Here is a 25,390-nt window from a genome sequence, read left to right on the forward strand (position 1 = left end):
GGATTGGCCTTACCATGTCAATCCGCACAATCCGGCTATCTGTGGACAAAAGCAATATGGCCCTGAGCACTTCAGTCCTCCTGTGGTGTACACTGCATGCAGGGTTACCAGCAGCCCAATGAAACAACTAATGAAACAGACTATGAGGGTGGTGATGCAGTCAGATACCGGGTATTGGGGTACGCTGAAGCGTGTTTTTGGCTTTGACGCTTTACGTGGGGGCCAGCAGGCTGTGGTGGAAAAGATTCTGGCAGGGCATTCAGCCGCCGCGATCTTTCCCACCGGTTCAGGTAAGTCCCTGTGTTATCAGTTGCCTGCGTTGCATCTACCGCATTTAACGCTGGTGATCTCCCCGCTGCTGGCGCTGATGAAAGATCAGCTGGATTTCCTGCGCGCCAAAGGCATTGCCGCGGCCTCCATTGATTCCTCTTTGAGCTATGATGAATCCCGCGAAGTAATGCGCTCGGTGAAAGCCGGGGAAACCAAAATTCTGATGATCTCTGTCGAGCGTCTGAAGAATGAGCGTTTCCGCCAGTTTATTGCCTCTGTGCCACTCTCACTGCTGGTGGTTGACGAAGCCCACTGCATCTCCGAGTGGGGACATAACTTCCGCCCGGATTACCTGAAACTGCCCGCTTATCGCAATCTGCTCAATATCCCTCAGGTACTGCTGCTGACGGCCACCGCCACCCCGCAGGTCATTGAAGATATGCGCGCCAAATTCGGTATCGCCCGGGAGGATGTGGTGGTCACCGGCTTTTACCGGCAGAACCTGGAGCTTAATGTGCTGCCCTGCCGGGAACAGGACAAAGCCGCGACGCTTCTTAACCTGTTACAAAACGTCCCGCTTCCTCAGCCAACAATCGTTTATGTGACCCTGCAGCAGACCGCTGAAAAAGTCGCAGCCCAGCTGACATCCAGTGGCGTGATGGCACAGGCCTACCATGCGGGCATGGACAATGAGGTTCGCCAGCGCATTCAAACTGCCTTTATGCGCGGCGAAATCAACTGTATTGTCGCCACCATTGCCTTCGGTATGGGGGTGGATAAAGCCGATATCCGTGCAGTCATTCACTACGATCTGCCCAAATCCACAGAGAACTACAGTCAGGAGATAGGCCGCGCCGGCCGTGATGGTTTGCCCTCAGTCTGCACAGTACTGGCCAACCGCGAGTCAGTCAGTGTGCTGGAAAACTTTGTCTATGGCGACACGCCGGACTTAATCGCCATTCGCGCCGTGATTGATGACATTGGCGCCACCCCCCAGGGTAAAGCCTGGGAGGTGATGCTTACCCGCCTGTCCAGAGACAGCAACGTACGTCAGCTGCCGCTTAAGACTCTGCTGGTGTATCTGGAGCTGGCCGGCATTATCGAGCCACAATACAGTTACTTTGCTGACTACCGCTTTAAGATGTCGGTGCCCGAGGCACAAATTCTGAGTCAATTTGAGGGTGAGCGGCGGCTGTTTGTTGAGGCGTTGCTTGCGGCCTCCCCCAAGTCCAGGACCTGGCATACGGTGGATTTCGATGCCCTGTGGCAAAGCTGTGGCGGCGAGCGTAAACGGGCGGTGGCGGCGCTGGATTATTTCGCAGACAAGGGTTGGGTTGAGCTGGAAAGCAAACAAATGACGGATGTCTATCGGGTCAACCAGCCTCAGGCCTGTCAGGGGGATGAGGCAGATAAACTAAGTCAGCAAATGCATGCCCTGTTCCTGTCCAAGGAAACCTCGGAAATCAATCGGGTGCATGCCATGCTGGCGCTGTTTGAAACTGACACCTGTCTGAGTCATCGCCTGGCAGCCTACTTCGCCGACACTCAGGCACCGGCGCAGTGTGGTCATTGTTCCGTGTGCAGCGCAAAGATAGCCCGCCTGCCGGAAGCCCAACATCAGCAACACATAGATGCCGTCTCGCTACACCCGTTGATTCAACCGCTCAAAAATGCCGCCGCCAAAGAAGGCATAACACTCACGCCTGAGGCCATCACCCGCTTTTTGTGCGGTATCGCCACGCCACAGAGCACCCGCCTCAGAGCCGGTAAAATGACAGGCTTTGGCAAATTCGCCAACATGCCTTTTGAAGCCGTGAAACAGCAGGTGCTGGCGCAGGCATAATACAACCGCCGCAGGCGTCAGACAGGCAATAACAGGCTGGGAATCAAAAACCGGGAGTATATAAAAACAGCCAGGAGGCTAGCCCAGCCACAGGAGGTAAGCAAGGTATCCGGCAATCAGCACATAGCCTGCTGAAATCACCAGATTGAACGCCAGAATTCCCAGCCAGAAGCGCCCCCGGAAATAGCAATAATGCCTGACATTACTACTCAGCAGGGCCACTGAGGATGGCAGCAGCATGAGCGCCGCCAGCCCCAGCAGGGGCAGTACACCATATACCAAAGCAAGGCCGCTTGCCGAGGCGGCGGATGCACTCGTATCATGTTGAATAGGCGCAAGCAGCACATAACCCAGTACCAGAGCCACGAGCGTAAATATCAGTCCAAATCCCTGTAACGTCCTCATGATGCCATACCTCCGCAGGCTTCACGCCCATTCATTACGCCGTATAAGCCAGTCCCACGGGACCAATCAAATCAGGGTCAGCAGCATACCCACAGCAGCAAAACCCGCCACCAGCAAAACAATATGCACCCGCACCAACTTCAGCAGACCAAAGCCCGCGACCACCAGCGCCATATCAGTGGCATTTTGCACGCCCGATACAAATACCGGATTGTACAGCGCACAAAACAGCAGGCCGACAACCCCGGCGTTGATACCGGCAACAATGCCGGCCACCCTAGGTCGCTGACTCAGGGCATGCCAGCTGTGAATAATGGCCAGCATCAACAGGAAACCGGGCAGAAAAATTGCCAGCGTCGCCACCAGAGCCCCCATCAGCGGATTGGCCAGCCACACCTCAGCGCCAAGGAATGTTGCCAGGGTGAACATGGGACCGGGTACCGCCTGCGCCAGCGCATAGCCTGCCAGAAAGCGATCCGGGCTCATCTCACCGCCCACAGTGCTTTCCAGCAGTGGCAGCACCACATGGCCGCCGCCAAACACCAGAGACCCGGCCTGATAGAACTGACCGGCCACGCCAACCAGCGTGCCATTACCGGCCATGGCCACTGCTCCAGCCAGTAAAATCACAAAACTGAGCAGATAACCCCAGCGGATACCGGCATCCTCACCGGGTGTCGGCCCCTCATCCTCCTGAATCAGAAACACATAGCCCAGCACCGCCGACAGCCCAATCAGGGCGATCTGCGCGGCAATACCACTGACCAACAACAGCAACACAGTGCTGAGCAACATAATGCCTTTGGCGGCGGTCTTTTGGCAGAACTGACGGAACATCCCCAGCACCGCATCGGCCACCACCACGACTGCCAGCAATTTGAGACCATGAATGGCACCCTGAAACAGGGAGTGATCCAGCCAGATGCTGCTGGTCACGGCCATCAGATACAAGAGCAAAAACGACGGTAACGTAAAGCCTACAAAGGCGGCGACGGCGCCAAAGATCCCCCCCATCTGATAGCCAATGGCAAATCCCACCTGACTGGATCCCGGGCCGGGCAAAAACTGGCTCAGGGCCACAATATTGCCGTAGCGTCTGTCATCCAGCCAATTGAGCTGCGCCACAAAGGTCTGGCGAAAATAGCCGATGTGAGCCGCAGGGCCACCGAAGCTAATCAGGCCCAGGGTAAAAAAGCGTACAAATATTTGCCAAATCATAGTGTCGTCTTTGCTGTTCTTTATCCGCTTGAATGATATGACAGAACCATGACAAATCAATGAATAACCGGCAACAACCAGTGAATATTCGCGACCGCCGAAATGAAGCAAATGCAGGATTATTCATTAGACTTAGCAATTACACAGGCGCAGCATAGTTTTCTGTTCTTACCCAGGAAAAAAGGAGTTCACCCAATGAGCCAATGTCCGTTTTCCGGTTCCGTTCAGCAGCACCCGGCCAGCCAGAGTCATCAATGGTGGCCCAACCAACTGAATCTCGCCCTTCTCAATCAACATTGCCCGCGAATCAATCCGCTGGGCGCTGACTTTAATTACGCCAGCGCCTTCAACCAGCTGGATTTAGCCGCCGTTAAACAGGATTTGCATGCCTTGATGACCGACTCCCGCGACTGGTGGCCAGCGGATTACGGTCACTACGGGCCGCTGTTTATTCGTATGGCCTGGCACAGCGCCGGTACCTACCGGGTCAGTGATGGCCGGGGTGGCGCGGGCAGTGGTCAGCAGCGGTTTGCACCGGTAAACAGTTGGCCGGATAACGTTAACCTGGATAAGGCCCGCCGTTTACTGTGGCCCATCAAACAGAAATACGGCCAGGCACTGTCCTGGGCCGACTTAATCATACTCACAGGCAATGTGGCACTGGAGTCCATGGGGTTGAAAACCTTTGGTTTTGCCGGTGGTAGAGTTGATGCATGGGCACCTGAGCTGGACACTTACTGGGGCCCGGAAAACAGCTGGCTGGGGGATGAACGCTACAGCGGCGACCGTGAGCTTGAAAATCCGCTGGCCGCCGTGCAAATGGGGCTGATTTACGTCAATCCCGAAGGCCCCAATGGTAATCCCGATCCCAAAGCGTCGGCCCATGATATCCGTCAGACCTTTGCCCGCATGGCCATGAATGATGAAGAAACCGTAGCACTGGTGGCAGGCGGTCATACGTTTGGTAAATGCCATGGCGCAGGCGATGCCGCCAATGTCGGGCCAGAGCCAGAGGGCGCCCCACTGGAAGCCATGGGGCTGGGTTGGATAAGCCGCTTTGGCAGCGGAAAAGGCGGCGATACCATCAGCAGCGGTATTGAAGGTGCCTGGACGCCAACCCCGACCCAGTGGGATAACAGCTACTTCGACACTCTGTTTGGCTATGAATGGCAACTGGTAAAAAGTCCGGCTGGCGCTCATCAGTGGATCCCGACCGATCCGGCGGCCGCCAGCACTGTGCCGGATGCAGCCGATCCCGCCAAACGTCATGCACCTATGATGACCACAGCAGATCTGGCGCTGCGCATGGATCCGATTTATGAACCTATATCACGCAAATTCCATCAGGATCCGGCGGCCTTTGCCGATGCCTTTGCCCGCGCCTGGTTTAAGCTCACCCACAGAGACATGGGCCCAAGAGCCAGATATCTGGGTCAGGAAGTGCCGGCTGAAGTGATGATCTGGCAGGACCCGGTACCTGAGGTGGATTTTGAGCAGATAAGCCAGCAGGATATCAGTCAGCTCAAGGCCGAAATCCGAGCCTGTGGGCTATCGGCAACGGATCTGGTGTATGTCGCCTGGTCGGCAGCATCGACCTTCAGGGGCTCTGACATGCGCGGCGGCGTGAATGGCGCCCGTATCCGCCTGGCGCCGCAGAAGGACTGGCCGGTCAACGAGCCGGACCGTCTTGCCAGGGTATTGGCTGAGCTTGAGGACATTATGCAGCGCTTCAATGCCGCCAATGTCAGTCAGGTCTCGCTGGCAGATCTCATCGTGCTGGCGGGTAATGTCGGGGTGGAGGAAGCCGCCGCAGCCGCTGGCGTCACCGTCACAGTGCCCTTCTCTCCCGGTCGCACTGATGCTTCCCAGGCACAAACCGATGTGGAGTCGGTGAACTTTCTGGAGCCTCACGCCGATGGATTTCGTAACTATATCCGCGGTGAACATGTGCTGTCGGCAGAAGAACTGCTGCTGGACAAAGCTCAGTTGCTGACCCTGAGCGCCCCGGAAATGACCGTCCTGTTTGGTGGTATGCGCGCCATGAACGCCAACTATGAGCAGCGGCCACACGGGGTGTTTACTGACCGTCCCGGCGTGCTGTCCAACGACTATTTTGTCAATCTGCTGGATATCAATACCCAATGGCTGGCAACGGATGACAAGGCACACACCTTCGAAGGCAGAGATCGGCATTCAGGTGCGCTGAAATGGCATGCAACCCGGGTAGATCTGGTATTTGGATCCAACGCCCAGTTACGGGCGATCAGCGAGGTCTATGCCGCCAGCGGTGGTCAGCTGCGCATGGTCAACGATTTTGTTGCCGCCTGGCATAAAGTGATGGAGCTGGACCGATTCGATCTCAAGCACAGCGTCTGACCGCCGGGATTGATGAAAAAAAGCGAGTGCATCAGCACTCGCTTTTTTAATTGACTAACAAGAGATTACTTGTTGAAGAAGCTAACTGTATTGTTGCCTTCGGCGGCATTCACGACTGCCAGCTGCTCACCCACCAGCGTCAGAGCCTGTGGGTTGCTGACACCGGTCAGCTCAGCAGCTTCAATCACCTGGTTGTTGCTATCAACCACCAGCAGCTGAGAGCCAGAGTTGCTCAGCAGGTAAACCTGCTCGCCGTCAACCGCCACACCGGTCACCTGAGGCAGCACTTTGGCATCGATACCGATCACCGCTTCGCTGTTCAGTTTCAGGTCATTGGCGCTCATGCGGGCCAGCACCAGGTTGTTGCGCTTCTCTACCGGCAGAGTCACCATCAGGTATTCCTGCTTGGCGGCATCAAACGCGATATCACCCACATAGTTGTACTTGGCACGGGCAGTTTCAAAACGGCCACGCTTCAGCTCTTTCACACCATCGGTGCCAGCCATAAAGTTGGCATAGTAATCAGCAATTTTGGCGCTTGGATCAAACTCAACCCGGGCAAAGCTCTTGTGATCCGCAGTCAGGATTACACTGTTGTCACCGTCGAATGCCACACCGGCCAGGTTAGAGATCTCAGTAGAGAAAGCCGCATCGATACGCACCTTGGCCAGCACCTTGGTCAGATCTTTGCCAAGGAAGTACACCCAGTTGTCGCTGCTTACTACGGCAAACAGCTCACTCTGTGGGTTGTAGCTCAGACCGGTGACCACACCTTCAATCTCAGCAGGCAGAGCAACTGTATTCACCTGAGTGAGCTGGCTGTGGCTGCTGGCTTTGCTGTCGGTATTCACCGTCATGGCCGAGAAATCTGGCTTTTCGATGGTGAAGGCACCACGTACAGAGAACTTGTCAAAGCTTGGCCAATTACCGGTAGACCAGATGATCTTGTCCTTATCAAAGCTCATGCGAACCGGGTCGCTCTGACCGATGAACGGGAAAGGACCGGTCTGGGTGAATGCCTGCACAATGTTGAAGGCGATGATCACCAGGAAAGTGTTGATGGTGACCTTGTTCAGCAGGCTCCAGGGGGCAGGCTTTTCATTCAGCTTGTCACCCTGCATCAGCAACATGGCACCGGCAAACAGCAGGATTACCGCGAATACCACGATAACCCATACATAGGTGTGCACGCCGAAGATGGCCGGACCAAAGCCCTGACCGATATCACGCAGAATGTGCGCAGAGCTGTGACGGTAACCCGCCCACAGACCGTACACAGCGGTCAGCACCAGCGCACCGATATACTTGGGCTTGAGGCCGTAACGCATGATAAACAGGGAAATCAGGGATACCAGTACCATGGCAGTACGTTCCTGCCAGCACAGGATGCAGGGGGTATCCCCCATGCCGAAGCCCAGAATAATACAGGCGATACCCACAGGCAGTGCGATCAGCGCCAGTGCCGCCACGGACACGATTCGATTCAGGTTGATTTCGTTCATAATTAGCCCCTTACAGATTGCCCGCAGGCACCAACATGCCCCAGGTAGCGACCAACCAGATGAACACACTCATCAGGATGCTGACGACCAGCAGAATATGCGCAAGCTTTTGCTTTTGGGGTTTGAATGCCACCAGAAAGGCGGTGACAAAAATAATGCAGAATAACAGGAACTCCACGGTATCTCTCCGCTGCAGGTAAACAGGCTTAACCACATGAAATTTCAAAAAATCATCAAAAATCGTGATTAAGGCTCATCAAATCTCACCGACACGGAATATTTCCCTGCGTCGTGAGCGGCGCTAAATTAGCAAAGGCAGGAGATACCAAATGAGGTGCAGCTCTCATATCACTAAAGGGGTATCCCGTTAAACACGAGAATTGAGAATTGGATTTTCATTTTCTGCAATTACGTGATTTGGAATATGCTGAAAGGAAATAAATTTCAGATATTTATCACGGATATATGGCAAATATGCGCCACCTCCCATCGGCAGGCCGCGCGCCGTCACATTACCGGCCCGCTTTGTGGTGATGGGCCTGTTGCGCCTGACTAAAGTCTACGAACCGCCGACTGCGTCTGACGGTGGCGATTCAGGTTTGCTATCATGGCCGGCAGTTTTTTTCACAGGTACGAAAGCAATAACATGAGCACCCAGCCAACTCTCTCTACCCCAAAAACGATTCTGGTTAGCCCAACCAAAGTGACCTTCGCCCTGGCCACTGCGCCAGAAAGCGCCACTGAACTGATGAACTCCAGAGTGCAACTGAATGCCAAAGTCCAGTTTTGCCAGATCACGGATCATGGCACGCTGCTGCTCACCGACATCACCCCATTCCACCCGGTTTCCCATATCTGGCCGGATCATCCTGCCGATAAAGGCGTGGTGACAATCAATGGTGCGGATATTGAGGTGACAGACTGCCTGACCGGCGCCTGGCATGTGGAAACTGAGCAGCTGTATGTGGGCAACGCCATTCCGGTCAAGCGGGATGAGCCGGGCTGGCACTTTGTGGTGGTGCATCAGCTGGCGGGGGATGTCGCCATTGCCCCCGGCGCCGAAGTTGAGCTGAGTGTGGATGCCGACTATCAACAATCACTGAGCCGTCCCCACAGCGGCGCCCATCTGTCGGCACTGGCGCTGAACAAAGTGCTTGAGCAAAAATTCTGGCGTAAAGAGGCAGGCCGTTTGGATGCTCTGGGGCAGTATGATTTTCACAGCTATGCCGAAGAGACCAGCTTTGTCACTCCAAATGCCTGTATCGACAGCTATCGCATGGGTAAGACCCTGAAAAAGCGAGGCTTTAACAACGATGATTTCGTTGCCGCACTGCCCGAGGTTGAGGCCGCCGTCAACGCCCAGCTCAATGAATGGCTGGCCACCAATCAGCCCATCACCATGCGGCGCGAAGGAGATTGCCTCACTGATTCACGCTACTGGCAAACCCAGCTTGATGGCAAGCCGGTCAGCATCCCCTGTGGCGGCACCCACGTCAGCCATATGAGTGAACTGGCCGGCCTGCACATTGCGCTGAGACAGAATGAAAACGGTGATGTGGAGATGATTACCCGGGTCCCTGTTTAAACGGTTAAATTCAGTCCCGCCCCATGGTTCGAGGGCGGAGACTATAAGCGCTTGGAACAAGAAAGCCACTCGAAGGCGTTTACACTAAAGCCCTGCCCGGGCGCTACGCCTCGAAGACGCCATTAACCGGATGTTATGTGCAAGCAGAGTTTAGAGGACGAGGAAATGTCAGATGAAAAAAGTTTGAATGCTCTAATTCCAGCGTACAAAAAAGCGTTCGCGAGTGGGGAGCTCCAAAAAACATATCAAAGCCTTGTTGGAATCGTACAGAATCTCAGAACCGAATTTGATAAACATTACAAAGGCGAGTACTCAGTTGCTAATGTATTGCATGGTTATATCGACTTTACTTATTTTTATTTGCAAAACGATTTCCTTAAAAAACATAAACTCAAGTTAGCGATCGTACTAAATCATCAAGAGGTGCGCTTCGAGCTTTGGCTACTGGGGCAAACAAAAGATGTTCAATTTAGTTATTGGGAAAAATTACAAGGCGTTAAGTGGGTGAACCAGGATGTCATGCCAGAATGGTCAATCTTTGAAATTACAATGCTTGCCAGTCCCGATTTCGACAATGCCACGGTTTTATCAGAGTCAATTCGCAGTGTGTTTTCTGACTTGTCTATGGAGATTTTTAACACATTGAAGGCATACGAATAATACACATAACAAACACCTCAAGAGGAACTGGAAACGCGCGGCGTTTCCAGTCCCATTGAGCCGCAGTGGTTATGGTTGTTGTGTTTGAGTTTAGTGTTATGCGTTGCCAGCCCCTTAGGCGGGCGTTCGTTAACCCAAAGGAGGCCAGAAGCTTTCAGGACCGAAGACTCTTTGTATACAGCCCTAGCCGGTCGCTACGGCGAGAATGGCTGACGCAGTTATCAGCGTTCAGCGTCCTGTCTTAACAGGAGAACCAGAACTTCAGCGTGCTCTGTATGAGGGAACATATCAAAAAGCTGCACCCGCTTGATGTCATACCCTTCAATCAGCTCCAAATCCTTTGCCAGGGTCACCGGATTACAGCTGGAATACACAATCGCTTTGGGCGCAAAAGCCGACAATGACAAACACAACTGCTCACCTATGCCCCGGCGCGGCGGATTGACGATAATCACATCCGGTACTTCGGCGGCATCCTGACCCTGAGCAAAGCCGGTGGAATCCAGTGCACTGAAACTTAAATTATCCAGCCCAAGTGCCTCAGCCGAGAGTTTGGCACAGGCAATCGCCTCGGCTTCAATCTCAATACCTGTGACGTCCACGGCTTTGGAGGCGCAGTGCAGGCCAAAGCCGCCGACACCACAGAACAGATCCCACACTTTTGAAGGGTTGAGTTCATTCACCCAGTCGCGGGCAGTGCGATACAAGTCAGCCGCCACCTGCGGGTTGGTCTGGAAAAAACTCTTGGGGCGGATAAACAGCGGCACACCGTTGAATACTTCTTCCAGTCGGGTCGCTTCGGTGAGAAAAATCTCCTCTTCCCCTTCCAGCCGTGCCATATGCACCGGCTGAATATTGACCGACACTACCTTGATTTGCGGATATTCCGCCAGCAGCTGCGGCAGGTTGCGCTCGATACGCTCGATAGCAGTGTGGCTGCGCAGCACAAAACGCAGCAAATATTCACCTGAGTGGGCAGCGCGGGTCAGCAGAATAAACTTAAGCTCGCCCCTGGCCTTGTCTACCCGATAAGGGGGGATACCCGCCTGCTGCACGAACTTTTCCAGCCGGTGCAGCAGCTGCTGCATATCCTCTGGGTACAAAGGGCAGTCGCACAGTGACACAGGCTCTCCATCCGGCCCCACAATCCCCAGCACTGGCTCATGGGCAGCGCCCAGCACCACCATTTTGGCCTTGTTGCGAAATCCGGCCTGCGGGCCGCTGATCGGCGGCAACCAGCTGTCCACCTGCAGACTGCCGAGCAAAGATTCAAGCTTCGCTGACTTGCTGGCCAGCTGCTGCTCAACAGGCTGCTCCAGCCAGTTACAGGAGCGGCATTTACCCTGGGAATAATAGCGGCATGTCAGCATTAAAACTCTCGCTTGCAGATAGGAACAGCCCGGGCTTGGGCGCAAAGGGCCGCTAGTTTAGCCGATCCTCCGCCGGGGGCAAAGTCAGGCGGTCCACATCGGCGATGGCCTCACGCGTGCCCAACTGCTGACGAATTTGCGTCAGCACCTGCTGCGCCGTCACCCGGTACTCGGTCAGCTTACCGCCATACACAGAGATAATCCCGGGATGTGAGCCTGATGAATGAATAATGGTCTCGCGGCTGCGGCCAAAGGCCGACCCCATGGCTTTGGGCAGCACCCGCACGCCACAGAAACGCTGCACTATCAGCTTACGCAGTGCGCTCTCCTGCCAGTCAGTAAAATAATGACCATAGATGGCCAGCAGGTAATCTTCCTCAGCGGGCGTCACAGTCGGCGCTACCGGCTCAGCACTCAATACGGTTTCTGTGGTGCCCAGCAGCGTCTTGCCTTCCCAGGGAATGACAAACACCACCCGCTCATCCAGATGGGATTCCAGATACAGCACGCCCGCTGGCGGCTCAATATCCAGCAGCAGATGACTGCCCTGCACCCAGTCGATGGGCAGTCCCACCAGCTTGGGGGTGACCCGCTCCAGCAGACCATTGACCCAGGGACCACAGGCATTAATCACCAGCGAGGCTCGGCACTCGACAGGATTGCCCGCCCCATCATGGCCACTGACCTGACAGACTCTGGCGCCCTGATAGATAGCATCACAGCTGACCCCTTCAAGAATATTCGCTCCCAGCGCACCGGCACTGGCGGCCACCGCACGGGTGAGCTGGCTGTCATGGGTTTTGCCATCCCAATACTGGAATACATGTTTGAGGCCCTGCAGACTTAACCCCTGCAGCGTCGCCCACTGGGATTTGGGCAACAACTGAAACCGGCCATGGGGTTCCAGTTCTGCCAGCATGGCATACAGGCTCAGGCCAGCGGCTATGGTCACAGCACCGCGGCGGCTGTCCTGATAGACAGGAATATAGAAAGGCACGGCCTGCACCAGATCCGGCGCCAGTTTGAGCAGCGCCTTGCGCTGCTCAAGACAGCTTTTTACCAGTGAGATTTGCCCGGATTCCAGGTAGCGCAGGCCGCCGTGAATAAGTTTGCTGGAATTGGCCGAGGTCGCTCCGCCCAGGGTTGCCCGCTCCCACAGTGTCACCTGATAGCCGGCCGCCGCCGCGGCCTGAGCAATCCCCGCGCCGACAATACCGCCCCCCACCACCAGAATTTCTGTATTGCCCATACTGCACTCCCGAAAATCCATTTGCCTTAAAGATGATGAATATTCCCGGTACTGGCAAGCCATGTCCGGCCATGCGGTGAAGTTAACGCACTGACATCACGAAAAAAACCGCCTAGACACCAGCGTCCTGTCCGGAGCAAACCACTGGCGGCCAGTGTCAAAAAACCGGTCACACGTCAATTTGCAGACGTCCAGAAATCCATTTTTATTATTGATTTTCAATGAATTAGTTATTTTAAAACGGACGTTTGCAAACACATCACATATCGCTTAAATTGTGGTCTGCTGCAGACATAATCCTGCAACTTTAGATTGACACAGGAAGATTCACGAATGGCTGGAAAGATCCCCCTGTTGCTGCTCAGCCTGATGACCTTGCCTGCGACGGCCGCCTGTATCGGTGGCAACGATTTGGGTGAGGTCGAGTTCGAGCGCAACAGTTCTTACTTTAATCACAAAGGCAAAGCCGCACTGGACAGGCTGCTGGATGACAGCCAGCGGTTAAATGACGGTTATTTGTTGCTGGAGTTCAGTTTCAACAAGCAGATCAGTGACAAGAAATTACGTGAATACAATATGTGGCTGGCGCAGCGCCGGGTGGAAAGGGTAAAAAACTATCTGACCCAAAAGCAGCTGCCTCATCCGATGATCACCCGCATCCTCACCGCCGGTGATGAAGACAGGATCCTGTCACTGACCTTTTGTGAACATGGAGAAAGCGGCAGCAGTCAACTGGCTGCAGAATAATCTGCTGCCCGGACATCTTATTCAGCGTATTTAACGTTAGTCCATCGCTGTAGACCCGGCAGAACTTGACCGGGTTAACAGAATTTCAACTTCTCCCGTCAGCCCCAGAACAAAGCCGATACTATGGAATCAAATCAGCGAGTTATTGATTTCTCTTGGAGGTTTTATGGGTTCATCATGGAAATGGATCTACACCCTGCCGCTGCTTCTGCTCAGCTTTACTCTCAGCACTTTTAACGCATCAGCCGCAGATAATCTTTGGTACAGTCAGAGTGAGGCCGGTAAGGCACCGGACGTCAAGTTACACTTTTTCTGGTCAAAGACCTGTCCACACTGTGCCAAGGCCCATCCGTTTATTGATAGGCTGGCCCAGAAGTATCCCTGGGTGCAGCTGGACGCCAGATTGGTCAGCGATCCCGGAGTGTATGAACGCTGGCAGCAGATTGCCGAGGCGACCCACAGCCAGACCACATCCGTGCCTTTTGTTGCCATTTGTGGCCAGAGCATAGTGGGCTATACCAGTGATGAGGTCACCGGCCAGTTCATCGAACAGAAACTGCGTGAATGCTATGCCTCCCAGGGAGGCCAGCTGGATCCCAATCAAGCGCTGGAAGCGCCTGTTACTCTCGATTCCCCCCTGTTTGGCACCTGTGACAAGGATGCCGCCCCCGGCACCTGCGACACCGGCCTGCCCGTGCAGGCGACCAGCGCAGTGCAACCGGTGGAGCTGCCCTTTGTCGGCACTATTGCACCCGAGCAACTGTCGCTGCCATTGCTGACCCTGGTACTGGCCGGAGTGGATGCCTTTAACCCCTGCGCCTTCTTTGTGCTGCTGTTTTTGCTGTCGATTATGGTGAACGCCAAGAGCCGCGGCCGCATGTTGCTGGTCGGCGGTATCTTTGTGTTCTTCTCCGGACTGATTTACTTCCTGTTTATGACCGCCTGGCTGAACCTGTTCCAGCTGCTGGGGGCCGGAGGTGATGGCGGCACCATCATTCTGATCGCAGGGCTTATCGCGCTGGTCGCCGGCGCCATCAACATCAAGGAGTTCTTCTTCCACCGGGGCAAGGTGACATTATCCATGTCCACCGAAAATCGCACCGGCCTTATCAAGCGTATGGGCAAACTCTCCAGCGCCAGCTCACTGGGCGCCATGATAGTGGGCTCCACCGTGCTGGCAATTCTGGCCAACACCTATGAACTGCTGTGCACTGCTGGCTTCCCGATGATCTACACCAGCGTACTGTCGATGCATGATCTGGCTGCTGCCGAGCGCTATGCCTATCTGGCGTTTTACAACATTGTGTATGTCATTCCGCTGGCGACCATAGTGATTATCTTCGCCGCTACGTTGGGCAAGCGTAAACTGACCGAAAAAGAGGGTGAGGGCTTAAAACTGATGTCCGGCACCATGATGACCGGCATGGGCGCACTGTTGGTCGTTGACCCAACCTCAATGCAAAACCCGGTATTGGCTATCGGCCTGATTTTGGGCTCCATTGCGATCACTGCCAGCATTATCTATGGTCGCAGGTTATTGAATGGCAAAACAAAAAATCAGTCATCAAAGTAATGCGGCGGTAACGGCAGCCGCCAGCCGAGGGGCATTTTTACGCAAATGCCCCATTGGCACACTAAACTTCAACCTGAGGCTGCCGATAAACCCTGAGTGACGGATCACCACTAATGGTTAAATGGTGTATCGCCACAACCAAGCAAATGGCATATCGCCAAAAGAGAAGGAACGCACTATGACGCCAGTCAGTAACACCGGCTTCAATATTGCCATGAGCCATGTCAGCAAGATTGCCGAAATGAGCAAAAACCAGCAGAAAATTGAAGGCCAGATCGTCATGGATCTGATCAGCGCTGCCAGTGCACCCGCGCCATCTGCTGCACCTCAGCCAGTGGGTAATATTGGTCAGAACATCAATACCACGGCCTGATACTCTCGATGGCACCAAGCAAACACCGGCAATATTGCCGGTGTTTTTTTCTCCGCCGGGTACAGCACCGCTTAACGCTCGAACTGCACCAGCGTCGCGCGCTCGTTGCCAAGCACGGCTTCGTCATAAGCGTCCAGTTGATGATGGGTGATAAGATTACGCAGATCCCTGACATAATCCTTGCCCCTGGTTGAATAACGCTCCAGCGAACCGACCAGCTGATAACCTGTCAGCCGGTGCTGCGCCTTGAGCGCACGGCGAGCCTCCCACATGGGTTGATAGGCTTTGACCGTATTGAGGTTGTACACATAGGCCGCCGTTCCTTCAAACAAAGAGTTAAACGCTGCGACTTCGACATGACCGCCACGGGTGGTCAGATAGTGCTTGTGTCCCCTGGGATTGTGCTCGCCATAGAGCGCATCGCCCGCCACCGCAAAGTGACTGGTGCCCCAGCCGCTTTCATCCGTGCCCTGCGCCAGCATCATCCCCACAGGAATCACATCCAATTGCAACAGCAGTTGTTCCAGTGCTTTGTCCGTTACCTCATGACCCAGCCCGTAATGTGCCAGCAAACCCGCCAACCAGGTTTGCTCGGCCTCGGTGCGATTGGCAGGAGACAGGGCAACCAGCCCTTCCAGACGGGTGCGCACCGCTGAAATTTGCGCGTTGACAGCCAGAATATTGGGCAGCAATAACCGGATAAAATCACTGTCTTTCGCACGAAGCGGCGCCGCCGCCAAATCTTCCGGCAGATCCAGCGCAAACAGCGCAGGCACGGCATCGCCCTGTCTAACGCCCGCCAGCGTATATCCCAACTCATCCAGCCAGTCACCCAGCGCCCTGGCGCCCTTCAATGATTTGTGTCTGGCATCTTCAAACGGATGCGACTCCTGCTCGGGCAGCAGTGGAAGATCATCGGCCGCCCCCGGCAACGCCACCCACAAAGTACACAGGCTGATAGCCATCGCCCTGAGCCACCAGGCTCTGATATGGGAAAAATTCGCGTTCATGATATCGCCTCAAACATTGGTGAAACACAGGCCATAGTGTCTGACGGTCGTCACTGCCAGCGGTCAAATGCCGCCGTGACGGGTAAATTAACCATACAGTGACAGCTGCCCGGCTCAATCCCCTCATTGATGTTGCACTTTGGCATGCAAAGCGCGGGCAGAGAGCATCAGGCTCAGACATACGGCAACCACCAGAGTAACACATTGCAGCCATTGCTTTGCCTGCAGCAACTCAAACAAAAATGCCAGCAGTAACAGCAACATCAAGCCTCCGCCACCCAGCAGCAATGCGACATTGGCGCCACACTCCCGCCGGCGCTTCCAGGCGACACCAAAAACGCCCAGATAACAGGCCAGAAAGCCGATACTGGCAATGCTGGCGATGGAATCCAGCTCAAATCCATTGATCAGCATCAGCACAGTCAATACCAATATCCAGAAAGTGACTCCAGCCCGCTGGTGCGCCCGGGGTAACGGAACCACCGGCAAACTGCCATCGACAACCATGGCATCTGAAATAGATCTCAGGGAAAACAGACTGGCCATGATGGCCGAAGAGGTCGCAAACAGCGCGGCGCAGGTCACCAGCGTAAACCCCCACTGCCCCAGCACAGGTTTGGCCATCTGAGCGACCGCAGTGTCGGCGTATTTCAACAGCTGCACCCCCGGCACATTGGCCAGCATCACCCACGCCAGAATGACGTACAGCAGGATCACGGTCAGGATGGCGATGAAAAATGCCAGTGGCATGGTTCGGGCAGGAGACCTTACACTGGCGGAAGCATTGGCCATCATGCCAAACCCTGCATAGGCAAAAAACGCCAGTCCTATACTGGAAAACAGCCCGGACACAGGCAGTCTGACAAGCTCAGTCGCAGGCCTGTGATGCAGGGTCATCACGCCGGCGACAACCAGTAACAACAGGATCAGCAGTTTCAGCATCACCAGCACTGACTCCAGCTGCCCCACCTTCTGCGCGCCGAGATAGTTAACCCCAACGATCAGCAGCAAGATAGCCGAAGCCAGCAGATTGACCTGCTCAGTGGTCGGCACATCATGCAGCAATCTGGCGCCATAACTGCCAAACGCCTCGCTGACCATCGCCAGGGTAAGCATCAGGGTGATGAGGTAGAGATTGGAGAGCGTCAGCGCCAGACGACTGCGACCAAAGCCGAGGGAGAAAAATGCGATGACGCCGCCGCTGGAAGGAAAGGTTGCGCTCAACCGGGCATAGGCATACCCGGAAAACAGCGCGATCACGCCGGCAATAACAAACACCAGCCAGGTGAACTGACCGGCACGAATCGCTATCTGCCCAAGCAGCGCAAACACCCCGGCCCCGACCATGGAACCAATGCCCATGGCGACCACACCCCATAACGAGACGCGGCCGGGCAGATGGTTTTGGGCAGACAATTCTTCAGAATCTTTCATGGCACGCCTCCGACGGCGAACAAGCCCTGGCTTCACGGCAATCCGTCCGTGGCAACTCCCCAACGATTCAGTTCGGCGAGCTGGCGACGATAACTCACTGTCTATGACGCGTAAGATCGCAGGTCGGCCCGATAACCACAAATGATTTATCTTTCAGCCTTTACAGGGATTGCCCAATGATGCGCAATCCCCTAGCGTATAGAGAGATAACCACTGAGGATTTGATGATATGCGTCAGCTTTCCTGTTTCACTCTGCCTGTGGTGCTGGCCTTCAGCGCCCTGCCTCTGACGGCCAGTGCAGCCCCCTCTTATGACTGCAATAAAGCCGATGGTCAGGTGGAGCAAACCATTTGCCAGACCCCTGAGCTGCAACGACTGGACAACAAACTCCATGAGGTTTATCAGGCCGCACTCAAACAGGTTTCCGGCGAGGAAAAAAGCCTGATGAAAGCCTTTCAGAGGGGCTGGATAAAGGGGCGAAATGATTGCTGGAAAAGCGATAAGCTCGGCCAGTGTGTGGAAGATAATTACAAAACCCGCATCACAGAGCTGCAAATTCAGGCAGGGAAAGTCACAGTGCCGGCCCCCGTTACCTTCCAGTGCAAAACCCAAAACCTGATGGTGTATTTCTACAACGACACCGAAGTGCCGGTGGCGGTGATCAATGAGCTCAATCCCACCACGCCGGATCAGCAGATTTACGCCTTCATCAGCCGCAGTGCCTCGGGTGCCAAATATGAAGCGCAGAATCTGACCTTCTGGACCAAGGGGGATGAAGCCACACTCATTCGCTACGGTATGCCAGATGAAACCTGCCGTCAGATGCCTCAGACATCCAGCAGTCAATAACGCTTCCGAGATAAAAAAACGCCTGCAAATGCAGGCGCTTTCTTTGTTCAATCATTAAGTTACTGGTTATGCAGCGACCTCAGTGACTTCCTCTTCGCTGTGGCGAATAAGGTAATCAAAGGCCCCCAAAGAGGCGGTAGCACCGCTGCCCATGGCGATGATGATCTGCTTATAGGCAGAGTTGGTCACATCACCGGCGGCAAATACGCCTGGCAGAGAAGTTTGCCCCTGACCATCGACAATAATCTCGCCGCGAGGAGTCAGATCCACAGTACCTTTAAGCCATTCAGTGTTGGGCACCAGACCGATCTGCACGAAAATCCCGGCCAGCTCAACATGGTGGCTGTCACCTGACACGCGGTCAGTATAGTTCAGTCCGGTCACCTGCTTGCCATTGCCCACCACTTCCGTGGTCATGGCCTGGGTAATAATGGTGATATTGCCCATGGACTTAGCTTTACGCTGCAGCACTTCATCGGCGCGCAGTTTGGCATCAAACTCCAGCACAGTCACATGCTCAACAATGTTGGCCAGGTCAATAGCCGCTTCAATGCCTGAGTTACCGCCACCGATCACCGCCACTTTCTTGCCTTTGAACAGCGGGCCATCACAGTGTGGGCAGTAAGCCACACCTTTGCCGCGATACTCTTTCTCGCCGGGCACATTCATTTCACGCCAGCGGGCACCGGTGGCCAGCAACACAGTGCGGCTTTTGAGCACAGCGCCGTTGGCCAGTTCCAGTTCAAACAAGCCGTTTTTGCGCAGTGCAACCGCCTTGTTATTGTTCATCACATCCACGTCATAGTCGCGCACATGGGCTTCCAGATTGGCCACCAGTTTCGGGCCTTCGGTCGCTTTTACCGAGATAAAGTTCTCAATGCCCACGGTTTCAGACACCTGACCGCCAAACTTGTCGGCCAATACGCCGGTACGCAGGCCTTTACGCGCTGCATAAATCGCCGCGGAGGCACCGGCCGGGCCACCGCCCACCACCAGCACTTCAAAAGCCTCTTTGTCAGCCAGCGCTTCGGCCTGGCGCGCTTCGGCACCGCTGTCCAGACGATTCAGGATCTCGGCCAGAGTAATACGGCCCTGAGCGAACAGCTCACCATTGAGGTACACAGACGGCACCGCCATGATATTGCGTTCAGTCACTTCGTCCTGGAACAGCGCGCCATCAATCATCACGTTGGTAATGTTGGGGTTGATGGCCGCCATCATGTTCAGCGCCTGCACTACATCCGGGCAGTTCTGGCAGCTCAGCGACACATAAGTTTCAAAGCGGTATTCGCCGGGCAGATCGCGGATCTGGGCAATCTGTTCTTCGCTGAGTTTCAGCGGATGGCCACCTGTGTGCAGCAGTGCCAGTACCAGTGAGGTGAATTCATGCCCCATGGGTAAGCCGGCAAAGCTGATGCTGGTTCCCCGGATTCCGGTGACTTGCATGGAAGGTGTGCGCAATGGGTTCGCAGTGCCACTTTTCACCGATACCAGAGCTGACAAAGACGCAATGTCTTCGGCCAGGTGCACAAGTTCCTGTGCTTTGGGGCTGGCGTCGGCTGACACGATAAGCTCAACCGGGCTCTTGAGGTTTTGCAGATAGGTTTGCAGTTGATTTTTTAAGTTCGTATCCAACATGTTGGCTCCCGATAAATACTGGTATTGCTGAAAAATAGGCTGAAATTAAGCAGGTTCAGAGACAGCACGGCCCGGGCATTCGGGTGAAGGCCCGGGCCGTGGTTGATGAGGCTCAGCGCGGCGGATTGAGCCGCTGACGCTGGCCTGACATCATCCTGTCAGACTGTCAGTTAGATCTTGCCAACCAGGTCCAGAGAAGGTGCCAGAGTTTCTTCACCTGGCTGCCACTTGGCTGGGCAAACTTCGCCGTCGTGAGTCGCAACATACTGAGCAGCCTGCACTTTACGAACCAGCTCGCTGGCGCTGCGGCCGATACCCAGGTCGTGGATTTCAGCCACTTTGATTTGACCTTCCGGGTTGATGACGAAAGTGCCGCGCAGTGCCAGACCTTCTTCCTCAATCATCACACCGAAGTTGCGGCTGATGTTTCCGGTTGGGTCGCCGATCATCGGGAAGTTGATCTTGCGAATGGTATCAGAAGTGTCGTGCCATGCTTTGTGGGTGAAGTGAGTGTCGGTAGACACTGAGTAAACTTCAACGCCCATGGACTGCAGCTTCTCGTAGTGGTCAGCCATATCACCCAGTTCAGTTGGGCAAACGAAGGTGAAGTCAGCTGGGTAGAACATCACTACAGACCACTTGCCCAGCAGGTCCTGCTCAGACACAGCAACGAATTCGCCGTTGTGGAAAGCAGTGGCGTTGAAAGGCTTGATGGTGGTGTTGATGATTGACTGTGCCATATCTTTAAAGCTCCATTAATCGTTGAATTTCATTTGATTCTTGATTGGGGAGCAGTGCCATCTCCCCGTCGATGTGGTGAATAGTACGCACCGGAATCGATTAGGGAAAGATGATAAAAACAATAGGGCTAATCGATTTTTGTGATAACCAATAATGGCAACATACAATTATCGATTGACGACTCAAACCAACCGTCAAAAACAATATTCTTTTAACATCTCGTACACTATCATGGCAGCATTAAAAATGGCCTGAACGACAATGTCTTACCATGATTAACGTCCTGATCTTACTGCTTGTAATGGCATTGCCCGGTACGGCTTCCGCCAATAGCGCAGACGTGCTGCAATTGCTGACCAATGAGCCGCTCAATACTCAGGCACTGCCGGCTGTTGCACCCGAGTACCAGTACCGCGATAAACTGCAGCGGGATACACCAAGAGGCGCACTCAATGGATTTCTGACTGCGGCCTATCAGCAGGATTATGAAAAAGCAGCCAAATTCCTGGATACCCGGTTTCTTCCCCAGCAACTGAGCAAAGCCCAGGAAGCTGAATACGCCCGACAGCTGCACGCCATCATAGAGCGTAATCTGTGGCTCAATCTTGACGATATCGATGACTCTCCGGACGGATTTGCCAATGATGCCCTGCCCGCGTTTCGCGACCAATTCGGCAGCATCACCATTCAGGATCGGGAAATCCCCCTGTTGCTGCAACGGGTCCCCGATGCACAGCTTGATAAAATCTGGAAAATCTCCAACGCCACCGTGGCTCAGGTACCGGTGCTGTATGAGGAATTGGGTTACGGCCCGCTGAGCGAATGGCTGATTGCGGTGATCCCTAGCGGCCACCTGTTTAAAGTTAACCTGTGGGAAATCGCCCTGCTGCTGATTTACCTGAGCAGCGCCTTCCTGATTGTCTGGCCACTGACCTTTGTCAGCGCCTGGGTGCTCCGTAAAGCCAGCTTTCCCATCAGCCAGGATCTGGCCGCCGTCATCAGCGGCCCGTTATTTGCCTTTCTGGCCCTGAGTCTTGATCAGCTGTTGCTGCAAAACGTCACCCTGACCGCCGCATCCCAGGCCATAGTCAACTACGGGGTGCTGTTCTTTTTCAGCAGCCTGTGGCTTGGCTGGGCAGCGATTGGCCTGCTGCAACATGGCATTAAGAAACGCCTGGCCGACAATGGCAATAAACATGCCGCCGCCATGGTTCGCCCCATGCTGACGTTCGTACGTATCATTCTGGTGTGCTTTGCCATCATTCTGTGGATGGAATACCGGGGATTCAATGCCACCGCACTGCTGGCTGGTATGGGGGTGGGTGGAGTGGCGCTGGCACTGGCATCAAAACAAACGCTGGAGAACTTTATCGGTACCATGACGCTGTACAGTGCAGCGCCGCTGAAAGTCGGTAACCTGTGTAGCTTTGGTGGCATACGCGGCACCATTGAAGAGATAGGCCTGCGCAGTACCAAGGTACGCACCATAGACAGAACCCTGATTTTCGTGCCCAACGCCAAGCTGGCGGAAATGGAAATCGAAAACATTTCCGAGCGGGAAAAAATCCGCTTTACCACAGATCTGCGCCTTGAATACGGCACCAGCACCGCCCAGCTGCGCTGTATCATCGACGATATCAAGGCGCTGCTGGAGAGCCATGAAAAGGTAAACAAGTCGCCATTGCGGGTGACATTCAAGGGTTTTGGCGCCTATGGTCTGGAGGTCAATATCTTCGCCTATGTAGGCACCAAAAGTCTGCCGGATTATCAGTACGCCGCGCAGGAGCTGAATCTGGGGATCATGGAAATCGTTGAGAAACACGGCTCGCAAATCGTCGCCGCCCCCTTTGACGGCGCAGGCGGAAAATAGCGCGGCCGTTCAACCCGCTTGCGACCAACAAAAAGCCCCGTCATCCGGGGCTTTTCATTATCTTTGCGCAAGGCAGGCCTTATTTAGCCTGCTCAGTGATCAGCCAATGGCTGAGCAAACGCACGCCGTGACCGGTGGCGCCGGCTGGCGAGACACTGGTGCCGCCTGCGGCCAGTGCATTGCCGGCGATATCCAAATGGGCCCAGCGACTGTCACCGGCAAACTCCTTGAGGAACATGGCCGCCACCGACGCACCTGCCGTGCTGCCGGTATTTTTCAGATCGGCAATATCAGATTTCAGCTCATCGCCATAGGCCTTGGCCAGCGGCAGACGCCACAACTTCTCACCGACTTGCTCACCGGCAAAAGTCAGCTCAGTAATCATCTGGCTATCATCACTGAACAGGCCAGTAAATTCACGGCCCAGCGCCCGCACCTTGGAGCCGGTCAGGGTCGCCACATCCACAATCATACTTGGTTGATAATGCTGGCGGGCATACCACAGGCCATCAGCCAGAATAAGCCGTCCTTCGGCATCAGTATTGGTCACTTCCACTGACTTGCCTGCAGCCGTGCGCACCACATCGCCGGGACGCAGCGCTCTGTCAGACACCATGTTTTCCGCCAATGGCATCACAGCCACCACATTCACCTGTGCCTGCTGCATCGCCATGGCTTTGATTGTGCCAAGAACCGTCGCGGCGCCGGCCATATCCGACTTCATGTTGGTAATAGAGGAGCCTTCGGCCTTGATGTTGTAACCGCCTGAGTCAAAGGTAATACCCTTGCCCACCAGCGCGATGGGAGCGGCATCGCTGCCCTGCCACTGCGCCACAACCAGCATAGGTTCACGTTCACTGCCCTTGCCAACGCCTACCAGTGCGCCCATATTCAGAGCTTCCAGCTCTTTACGGCCCAGCACTTTGACCTTAACGCCCAGCTTTCTCAGCTTCATGGCTTCTTCGGCAAAGCTGGCCGGGTACATGTCACCGGCGGTGATATTGGTCAGGTCCCGCGCCAGAAAGACGCCACCTTCCACCGCCTGCAATTGCCTGTGTGCCGCCTGCGCCGCGTCGACATTTTCAGTGATCAGTTGGTAATGCTTTGGCTCTGAGGCAGAAGCCTTGTAGTGAGTAAACTGATAGCTTTTCAGCTCCACGCCATGGGCAAACTGGGCTGCAAAAGTCTGGCTGTCAGCAATGCCTTTACTGAGCACACTCACCTGCTGCTGTGGCAACGTTCCCAGTTTGACAGCAACACTGGCGCCCAGCGCCGCCATCTCACCGCGAGTCAGGGCATCGTCACCCAGACCAACCAGCAGCAAACGATCGGCCTTGATACCCGTTGGCGCCAGCAACTCCAGCAACTGTCCCTGAGCGCCTTTGAATTGCGCCGCGGCGGCAGCACGCTTGAGCTGGACCTGAGTTTCGCCGGGCAGTGTTTCGGCACCATACAGCTGGCCATCCTGCTGCTGAAACAGCACCAGGGTGTCAGACTGGCCTTGGTCATCAGCAGCAAAACTGAAGGTTTCTGCCGATGCGCTCAGCGTCATCAGACAGGATGCAGCGAGCAAATTCAGGGTGAAGAGGGGCTTTGTCATGTTGCGGGTACTCTTTGTAATTATATTGAGGTTGTTCTTATGCTTTTAGAGGCCGCAGGATAGCAAAAAGAGTTACGCTGATTAAGGTTGATAACGCGCCGATTAACAATGCGTTACATTTATTTTCTGGCGCCGGGATATTTTACTGTGGAAGGCGCTCCCGAACTTCGGGAGCGTGTGTGGACAATCAGAATAAGGGGTTATTCCCAGGGGCCGAAACGGCTCATGCTGCGCGCCGCCTGATAGTCCATCCGGGATGACAACTCGTCAATGGCCGTTTTGAGCCCTTCGGTTCTCAGGGTTCCGGGTTTGCGGGCGGCGAAGATCACCCAGTTGCTGCCGCTGGTCAGACAGGCGTACACCTCGGCAAAACTGTTTTGCAGACGCTCAAGCAGTGCTCTGTCGCGGCTGTGTTCTTTCCAGCAGTTGAGCACCAGCATGCCATCGGCCTTGAGCAACCGCAGCGCGCCATCGATAAACGCCTGCGACAGCTGATTTTCATCCACCCCGTCATTGGTGTAGATATCGGCAAAGATAAGATCTACCCGCTTGTGATCGCTGCAGGTGACAAACTTCAGCGCATCATCTTCAATCAGCTGCAGCTTTTTGCTGGCCTGTACCCGGAAGAACTTCTGGGCAGCGGCAATCACCGCGGGGCGCAGCTCCACGGCAGTCAGCTTGAGTCCGGCATCATAATGACGCAGCGCATGCACCATAGAGCCACCACCCAGCCCCAGCACAACAGCGGATTTGGGTTGGCAGAACATCAGGCTGAGCAGCATCGCCTGGATATAGGTGTGCTGCGGCACGTGAGGAGCGGACTTGAGCTGTTTGCTCTGCTCATCGTTGTCACCGAACGACAGTAACCGAAACTGGTCATCTTCCAGCACCCGGATGTCACCCAGTGCATCCTTGTCCTGCCATAGCAGGGTGTAATCAGACATGAAATAGCCTTGAGGCTGACGAAAAGCCGAAATTATACGTTGGAGCCTCTCCGTTGGCGACGACAACAACTGCATACAGGTGTAATTGATATTGATGATACTCAATCCATCAGCAACCTATGACAAACCAGC

The 25,390-nt window shown here is 54.7% G+C and carries 21 protein-coding genes; 9 read left to right on the plus strand and 12 right to left on the minus strand.

Annotation, left to right across the window (positions count from 1 at the left end; all coding sequences use genetic code 11):
• Window positions 1-130 precede the first annotated feature (130 nt).
• Window positions 131-2,113, plus strand: coding sequence for a RecQ family ATP-dependent DNA helicase (locus ACRRUX_RS05375; protein WP_432527962.1), 1,983 nt, complete (start codon window positions 131-133; stop codon window positions 2,111-2,113).
• A 78-nt stretch (window positions 2,114-2,191) separates the two neighbouring features.
• Here the strand turns inward: ACRRUX_RS05375 and ACRRUX_RS05380 are convergent, their stop codons facing one another.
• Window positions 2,192-2,518 (minus strand): carbon starvation protein CstA, encoded by a 327-nt coding sequence (locus ACRRUX_RS05380; protein WP_432527964.1) that lies wholly within the window; start codon window positions 2,516-2,518, stop codon window positions 2,192-2,194.
• A gap of 66 nt (window positions 2,519-2,584) precedes the next feature.
• The gene (gene chrA, locus ACRRUX_RS05385) at window positions 2,585-3,733 is read right to left on the minus strand and encodes a chromate efflux transporter (RefSeq protein ID WP_432528308.1); all 1,149 of its coding nucleotides are present in this window, start codon (window positions 3,731-3,733) and stop codon (window positions 2,585-2,587) included.
• A 198-nt stretch (window positions 3,734-3,931) separates the two neighbouring features.
• On the opposite strand from chrA, the gene katG reads away from it, so the two are divergent.
• A complete protein-coding gene (gene katG, locus ACRRUX_RS05390; protein ID WP_432527966.1) occupies window positions 3,932-6,112 on the plus strand; it encodes a catalase/peroxidase HPI in 2,181 nt (726 codons plus the stop codon).
• 65 nt (window positions 6,113-6,177) lie between these two features.
• On the opposite strand, the gene ACRRUX_RS05395 is transcribed toward katG, so the two are convergent.
• The gene (locus ACRRUX_RS05395; protein WP_432527968.1) at window positions 6,178-7,614 is read right to left on the minus strand and encodes a disulfide bond formation protein B; all 1,437 of its coding nucleotides are present in this window, start codon (window positions 7,612-7,614) and stop codon (window positions 6,178-6,180) included.
• 10 nt (window positions 7,615-7,624) lie between these two features.
• The gene (locus ACRRUX_RS05400; RefSeq protein ID WP_432527970.1) at window positions 7,625-7,792 is read right to left on the minus strand and encodes a hypothetical protein; all 168 of its coding nucleotides are present in this window, start codon (window positions 7,790-7,792) and stop codon (window positions 7,625-7,627) included.
• Between the two features lie 468 nt (window positions 7,793-8,260).
• Between ACRRUX_RS05400 and ACRRUX_RS05405 the strand changes: the two genes are divergently transcribed.
• Complete coding sequence (locus tag ACRRUX_RS05405; RefSeq protein WP_432527972.1) at window positions 8,261-9,199, plus strand: alanyl-tRNA editing protein; 939 nt, start codon at window positions 8,261-8,263, stop codon at window positions 9,197-9,199.
• Window positions 9,200-9,364: 165 nt separating this feature from the next.
• Entirely contained in the window at window positions 9,365-9,859 is a 495-nt protein-coding gene (locus ACRRUX_RS05410) for a DUF7000 family protein (protein ID WP_432527974.1), read from the plus strand.
• Between the two features lie 221 nt (window positions 9,860-10,080).
• On the opposite strand, the gene rlmC is transcribed toward ACRRUX_RS05410, so the two are convergent.
• Window positions 10,081-11,229, minus strand: coding sequence for a 23S rRNA (uracil(747)-C(5))-methyltransferase RlmC (gene rlmC / locus ACRRUX_RS05415; protein ID WP_432527976.1), 1,149 nt, complete (start codon window positions 11,227-11,229; stop codon window positions 10,081-10,083).
• 52 nt (window positions 11,230-11,281) lie between these two features.
• Window positions 11,282-12,478: a glycerol-3-phosphate dehydrogenase/oxidase gene (locus ACRRUX_RS05420; RefSeq protein ID WP_432527978.1), complete on the minus strand. Its 1,197-nt coding sequence runs from the start codon at window positions 12,476-12,478 to the stop codon at window positions 11,282-11,284.
• A 333-nt stretch (window positions 12,479-12,811) separates the two neighbouring features.
• On the opposite strand from ACRRUX_RS05420, the gene ACRRUX_RS05425 reads away from it, so the two are divergent.
• The 3 genes from ACRRUX_RS05425 to ACRRUX_RS05435 all read left to right on the plus strand — a co-directional run bounded on the left by ACRRUX_RS05425 (window position 12,812) and on the right by ACRRUX_RS05435 (window position 15,171).
• Window positions 12,812-13,225: a hypothetical protein gene (locus ACRRUX_RS05425; protein WP_432527980.1), complete on the plus strand. Its 414-nt coding sequence runs from the start codon at window positions 12,812-12,814 to the stop codon at window positions 13,223-13,225.
• 166 nt (window positions 13,226-13,391) lie between these two features.
• On the plus strand, window positions 13,392-14,798 hold the full coding sequence (locus ACRRUX_RS05430) for a cytochrome C biosynthesis protein (protein WP_432527982.1): 1,407 nt from the start codon (window positions 13,392-13,394) through the stop codon (window positions 14,796-14,798).
• A 178-nt stretch (window positions 14,799-14,976) separates the two neighbouring features.
• Complete coding sequence (locus tag ACRRUX_RS05435) at window positions 14,977-15,171, plus strand: cytoplasmic protein (RefSeq protein WP_432527984.1); 195 nt, start codon at window positions 14,977-14,979, stop codon at window positions 15,169-15,171.
• A 71-nt stretch (window positions 15,172-15,242) separates the two neighbouring features.
• Here ACRRUX_RS05435 and ACRRUX_RS05440 read toward each other — a convergent pair whose 3' ends face one another.
• Together ACRRUX_RS05440 and ACRRUX_RS05445 are read right to left on the minus strand one after the other, a co-directional pair.
• Window positions 15,243-16,181 carry a glucosaminidase domain-containing protein gene (locus tag ACRRUX_RS05440; protein ID WP_432527986.1) on the minus strand — a complete coding sequence of 313 codons (939 nt, stop codon included), beginning with the start codon at window positions 16,179-16,181 and terminating at the stop codon, window positions 15,243-15,245.
• A gap of 123 nt (window positions 16,182-16,304) precedes the next feature.
• On the minus strand, window positions 16,305-17,615 hold the full coding sequence (locus ACRRUX_RS05445) for an APC family permease (protein ID WP_432527988.1): 1,311 nt from the start codon (window positions 17,613-17,615) through the stop codon (window positions 16,305-16,307).
• Window positions 17,616-17,844: 229 nt separating this feature from the next.
• Here ACRRUX_RS05445 and ACRRUX_RS05450 point away from each other — a divergent pair, with 229 nt between their 5' ends.
• Window positions 17,845-18,465, plus strand: coding sequence for an MliC family protein (locus ACRRUX_RS05450; RefSeq protein ID WP_432527990.1), 621 nt, complete (start codon window positions 17,845-17,847; stop codon window positions 18,463-18,465).
• 66 nt (window positions 18,466-18,531) lie between these two features.
• Here the strand turns inward: ACRRUX_RS05450 and ahpF are convergent, their stop codons facing one another.
• Together ahpF and ahpC are read right to left on the minus strand one after the other, a co-directional pair.
• A complete protein-coding gene (gene ahpF, locus ACRRUX_RS05455; RefSeq protein WP_432527992.1) occupies window positions 18,532-20,103 on the minus strand; it encodes an alkyl hydroperoxide reductase subunit F in 1,572 nt (523 codons plus the stop codon).
• A gap of 170 nt (window positions 20,104-20,273) precedes the next feature.
• Window positions 20,274-20,843: an alkyl hydroperoxide reductase subunit C gene (gene ahpC, locus ACRRUX_RS05460; protein ID WP_432527994.1), complete on the minus strand. Its 570-nt coding sequence runs from the start codon at window positions 20,841-20,843 to the stop codon at window positions 20,274-20,276.
• Window positions 20,844-21,115: 272 nt separating this feature from the next.
• On the opposite strand from ahpC, the gene ACRRUX_RS05465 reads away from it, so the two are divergent.
• A complete protein-coding gene (locus ACRRUX_RS05465) occupies window positions 21,116-22,714 on the plus strand; it encodes a mechanosensitive ion channel family protein (RefSeq protein WP_432527996.1) in 1,599 nt (532 codons plus the stop codon).
• 79 nt (window positions 22,715-22,793) lie between these two features.
• On the opposite strand, the gene ACRRUX_RS05470 is transcribed toward ACRRUX_RS05465, so the two are convergent.
• The gene (locus tag ACRRUX_RS05470) at window positions 22,794-24,314 is read right to left on the minus strand and encodes a leucyl aminopeptidase (RefSeq protein ID WP_432527998.1); all 1,521 of its coding nucleotides are present in this window, start codon (window positions 24,312-24,314) and stop codon (window positions 22,794-22,796) included.
• Window positions 24,315-24,514: 200 nt separating this feature from the next.
• On the minus strand, window positions 24,515-25,258 hold the full coding sequence (locus tag ACRRUX_RS05475; RefSeq protein ID WP_432528000.1) for a spermidine synthase: 744 nt from the start codon (window positions 25,256-25,258) through the stop codon (window positions 24,515-24,517).
• Window positions 25,259-25,390 lie beyond the last annotated feature (132 nt).

It is taken from the genome of Shewanella sp. GXUN23E (assembly GCF_050865035.1).
GTDB lineage: Bacteria > Pseudomonadota > Gammaproteobacteria > Enterobacterales > Shewanellaceae > Shewanella.

What these genes read in the sequence shown, in the direction of transcription:
- ACRRUX_RS05425 (WP_432527980.1), top strand. Translation starts at nt 12,812, where the DNA reads ATGGCTGGAAAGATCCCCCTGTTGCTGCTCAGCCTGATGACCTTGCCT.
- ACRRUX_RS05430 (WP_432527982.1), top strand. Translation starts at nt 13,392, where the DNA reads ATGGGTTCATCATGGAAATGGATCTACACCCTGCCGCTGCTTCTGCTC.
- ACRRUX_RS05405 (WP_432527972.1), top strand. Translation starts at nt 8,261, where the DNA reads ATGAGCACCCAGCCAACTCTCTCTACCCCAAAAACGATTCTGGTTAGC.
- ahpC (WP_432527994.1), bottom strand. Translation starts at nt 20,843, where the DNA reads ATGGCACAGTCAATCATCAACACCACCATCAAGCCTTTCAACGCCACT.
- rlmC (WP_432527976.1), bottom strand. Translation starts at nt 11,229, where the DNA reads ATGCTGACATGCCGCTATTATTCCCAGGGTAAATGCCGCTCCTGTAAC.
- ACRRUX_RS05435 (WP_432527984.1), top strand. Translation starts at nt 14,977, where the DNA reads ATGACGCCAGTCAGTAACACCGGCTTCAATATTGCCATGAGCCATGTC.
- ACRRUX_RS05395 (WP_432527968.1), bottom strand. Translation starts at nt 7,614, where the DNA reads ATGAACGAAATCAACCTGAATCGAATCGTGTCCGTGGCGGCACTGGCG.
- ACRRUX_RS05380 (WP_432527964.1), bottom strand. Translation starts at nt 2,518, where the DNA reads ATGAGGACGTTACAGGGATTTGGACTGATATTTACGCTCGTGGCTCTG.
- ACRRUX_RS05475 (WP_432528000.1), bottom strand. Translation starts at nt 25,258, where the DNA reads ATGTCTGATTACACCCTGCTATGGCAGGACAAGGATGCACTGGGTGAC.
- ACRRUX_RS05450 (WP_432527990.1), top strand. Translation starts at nt 17,845, where the DNA reads ATGCGTCAGCTTTCCTGTTTCACTCTGCCTGTGGTGCTGGCCTTCAGC.
- ACRRUX_RS05440 (WP_432527986.1), bottom strand. Translation starts at nt 16,181, where the DNA reads ATGAACGCGAATTTTTCCCATATCAGAGCCTGGTGGCTCAGGGCGATG.
- ahpF (WP_432527992.1), bottom strand. Translation starts at nt 20,103, where the DNA reads ATGTTGGATACGAACTTAAAAAATCAACTGCAAACCTATCTGCAAAAC.
- ACRRUX_RS05375 (WP_432527962.1), top strand. Translation starts at nt 131, where the DNA reads ATGAAACAGACTATGAGGGTGGTGATGCAGTCAGATACCGGGTATTGG.
- ACRRUX_RS05420 (WP_432527978.1), bottom strand. Translation starts at nt 12,478, where the DNA reads ATGGGCAATACAGAAATTCTGGTGGTGGGGGGCGGTATTGTCGGCGCG.
- ACRRUX_RS05470 (WP_432527998.1), bottom strand. Translation starts at nt 24,314, where the DNA reads ATGACAAAGCCCCTCTTCACCCTGAATTTGCTCGCTGCATCCTGTCTG.
- katG (WP_432527966.1), top strand. Translation starts at nt 3,932, where the DNA reads ATGAGCCAATGTCCGTTTTCCGGTTCCGTTCAGCAGCACCCGGCCAGC.
- ACRRUX_RS05410 (WP_432527974.1), top strand. Translation starts at nt 9,365, where the DNA reads ATGTCAGATGAAAAAAGTTTGAATGCTCTAATTCCAGCGTACAAAAAA.
- ACRRUX_RS05465 (WP_432527996.1), top strand. Translation starts at nt 21,116, where the DNA reads ATGATTAACGTCCTGATCTTACTGCTTGTAATGGCATTGCCCGGTACG.
- ACRRUX_RS05445 (WP_432527988.1), bottom strand. Translation starts at nt 17,615, where the DNA reads ATGAAAGATTCTGAAGAATTGTCTGCCCAAAACCATCTGCCCGGCCGC.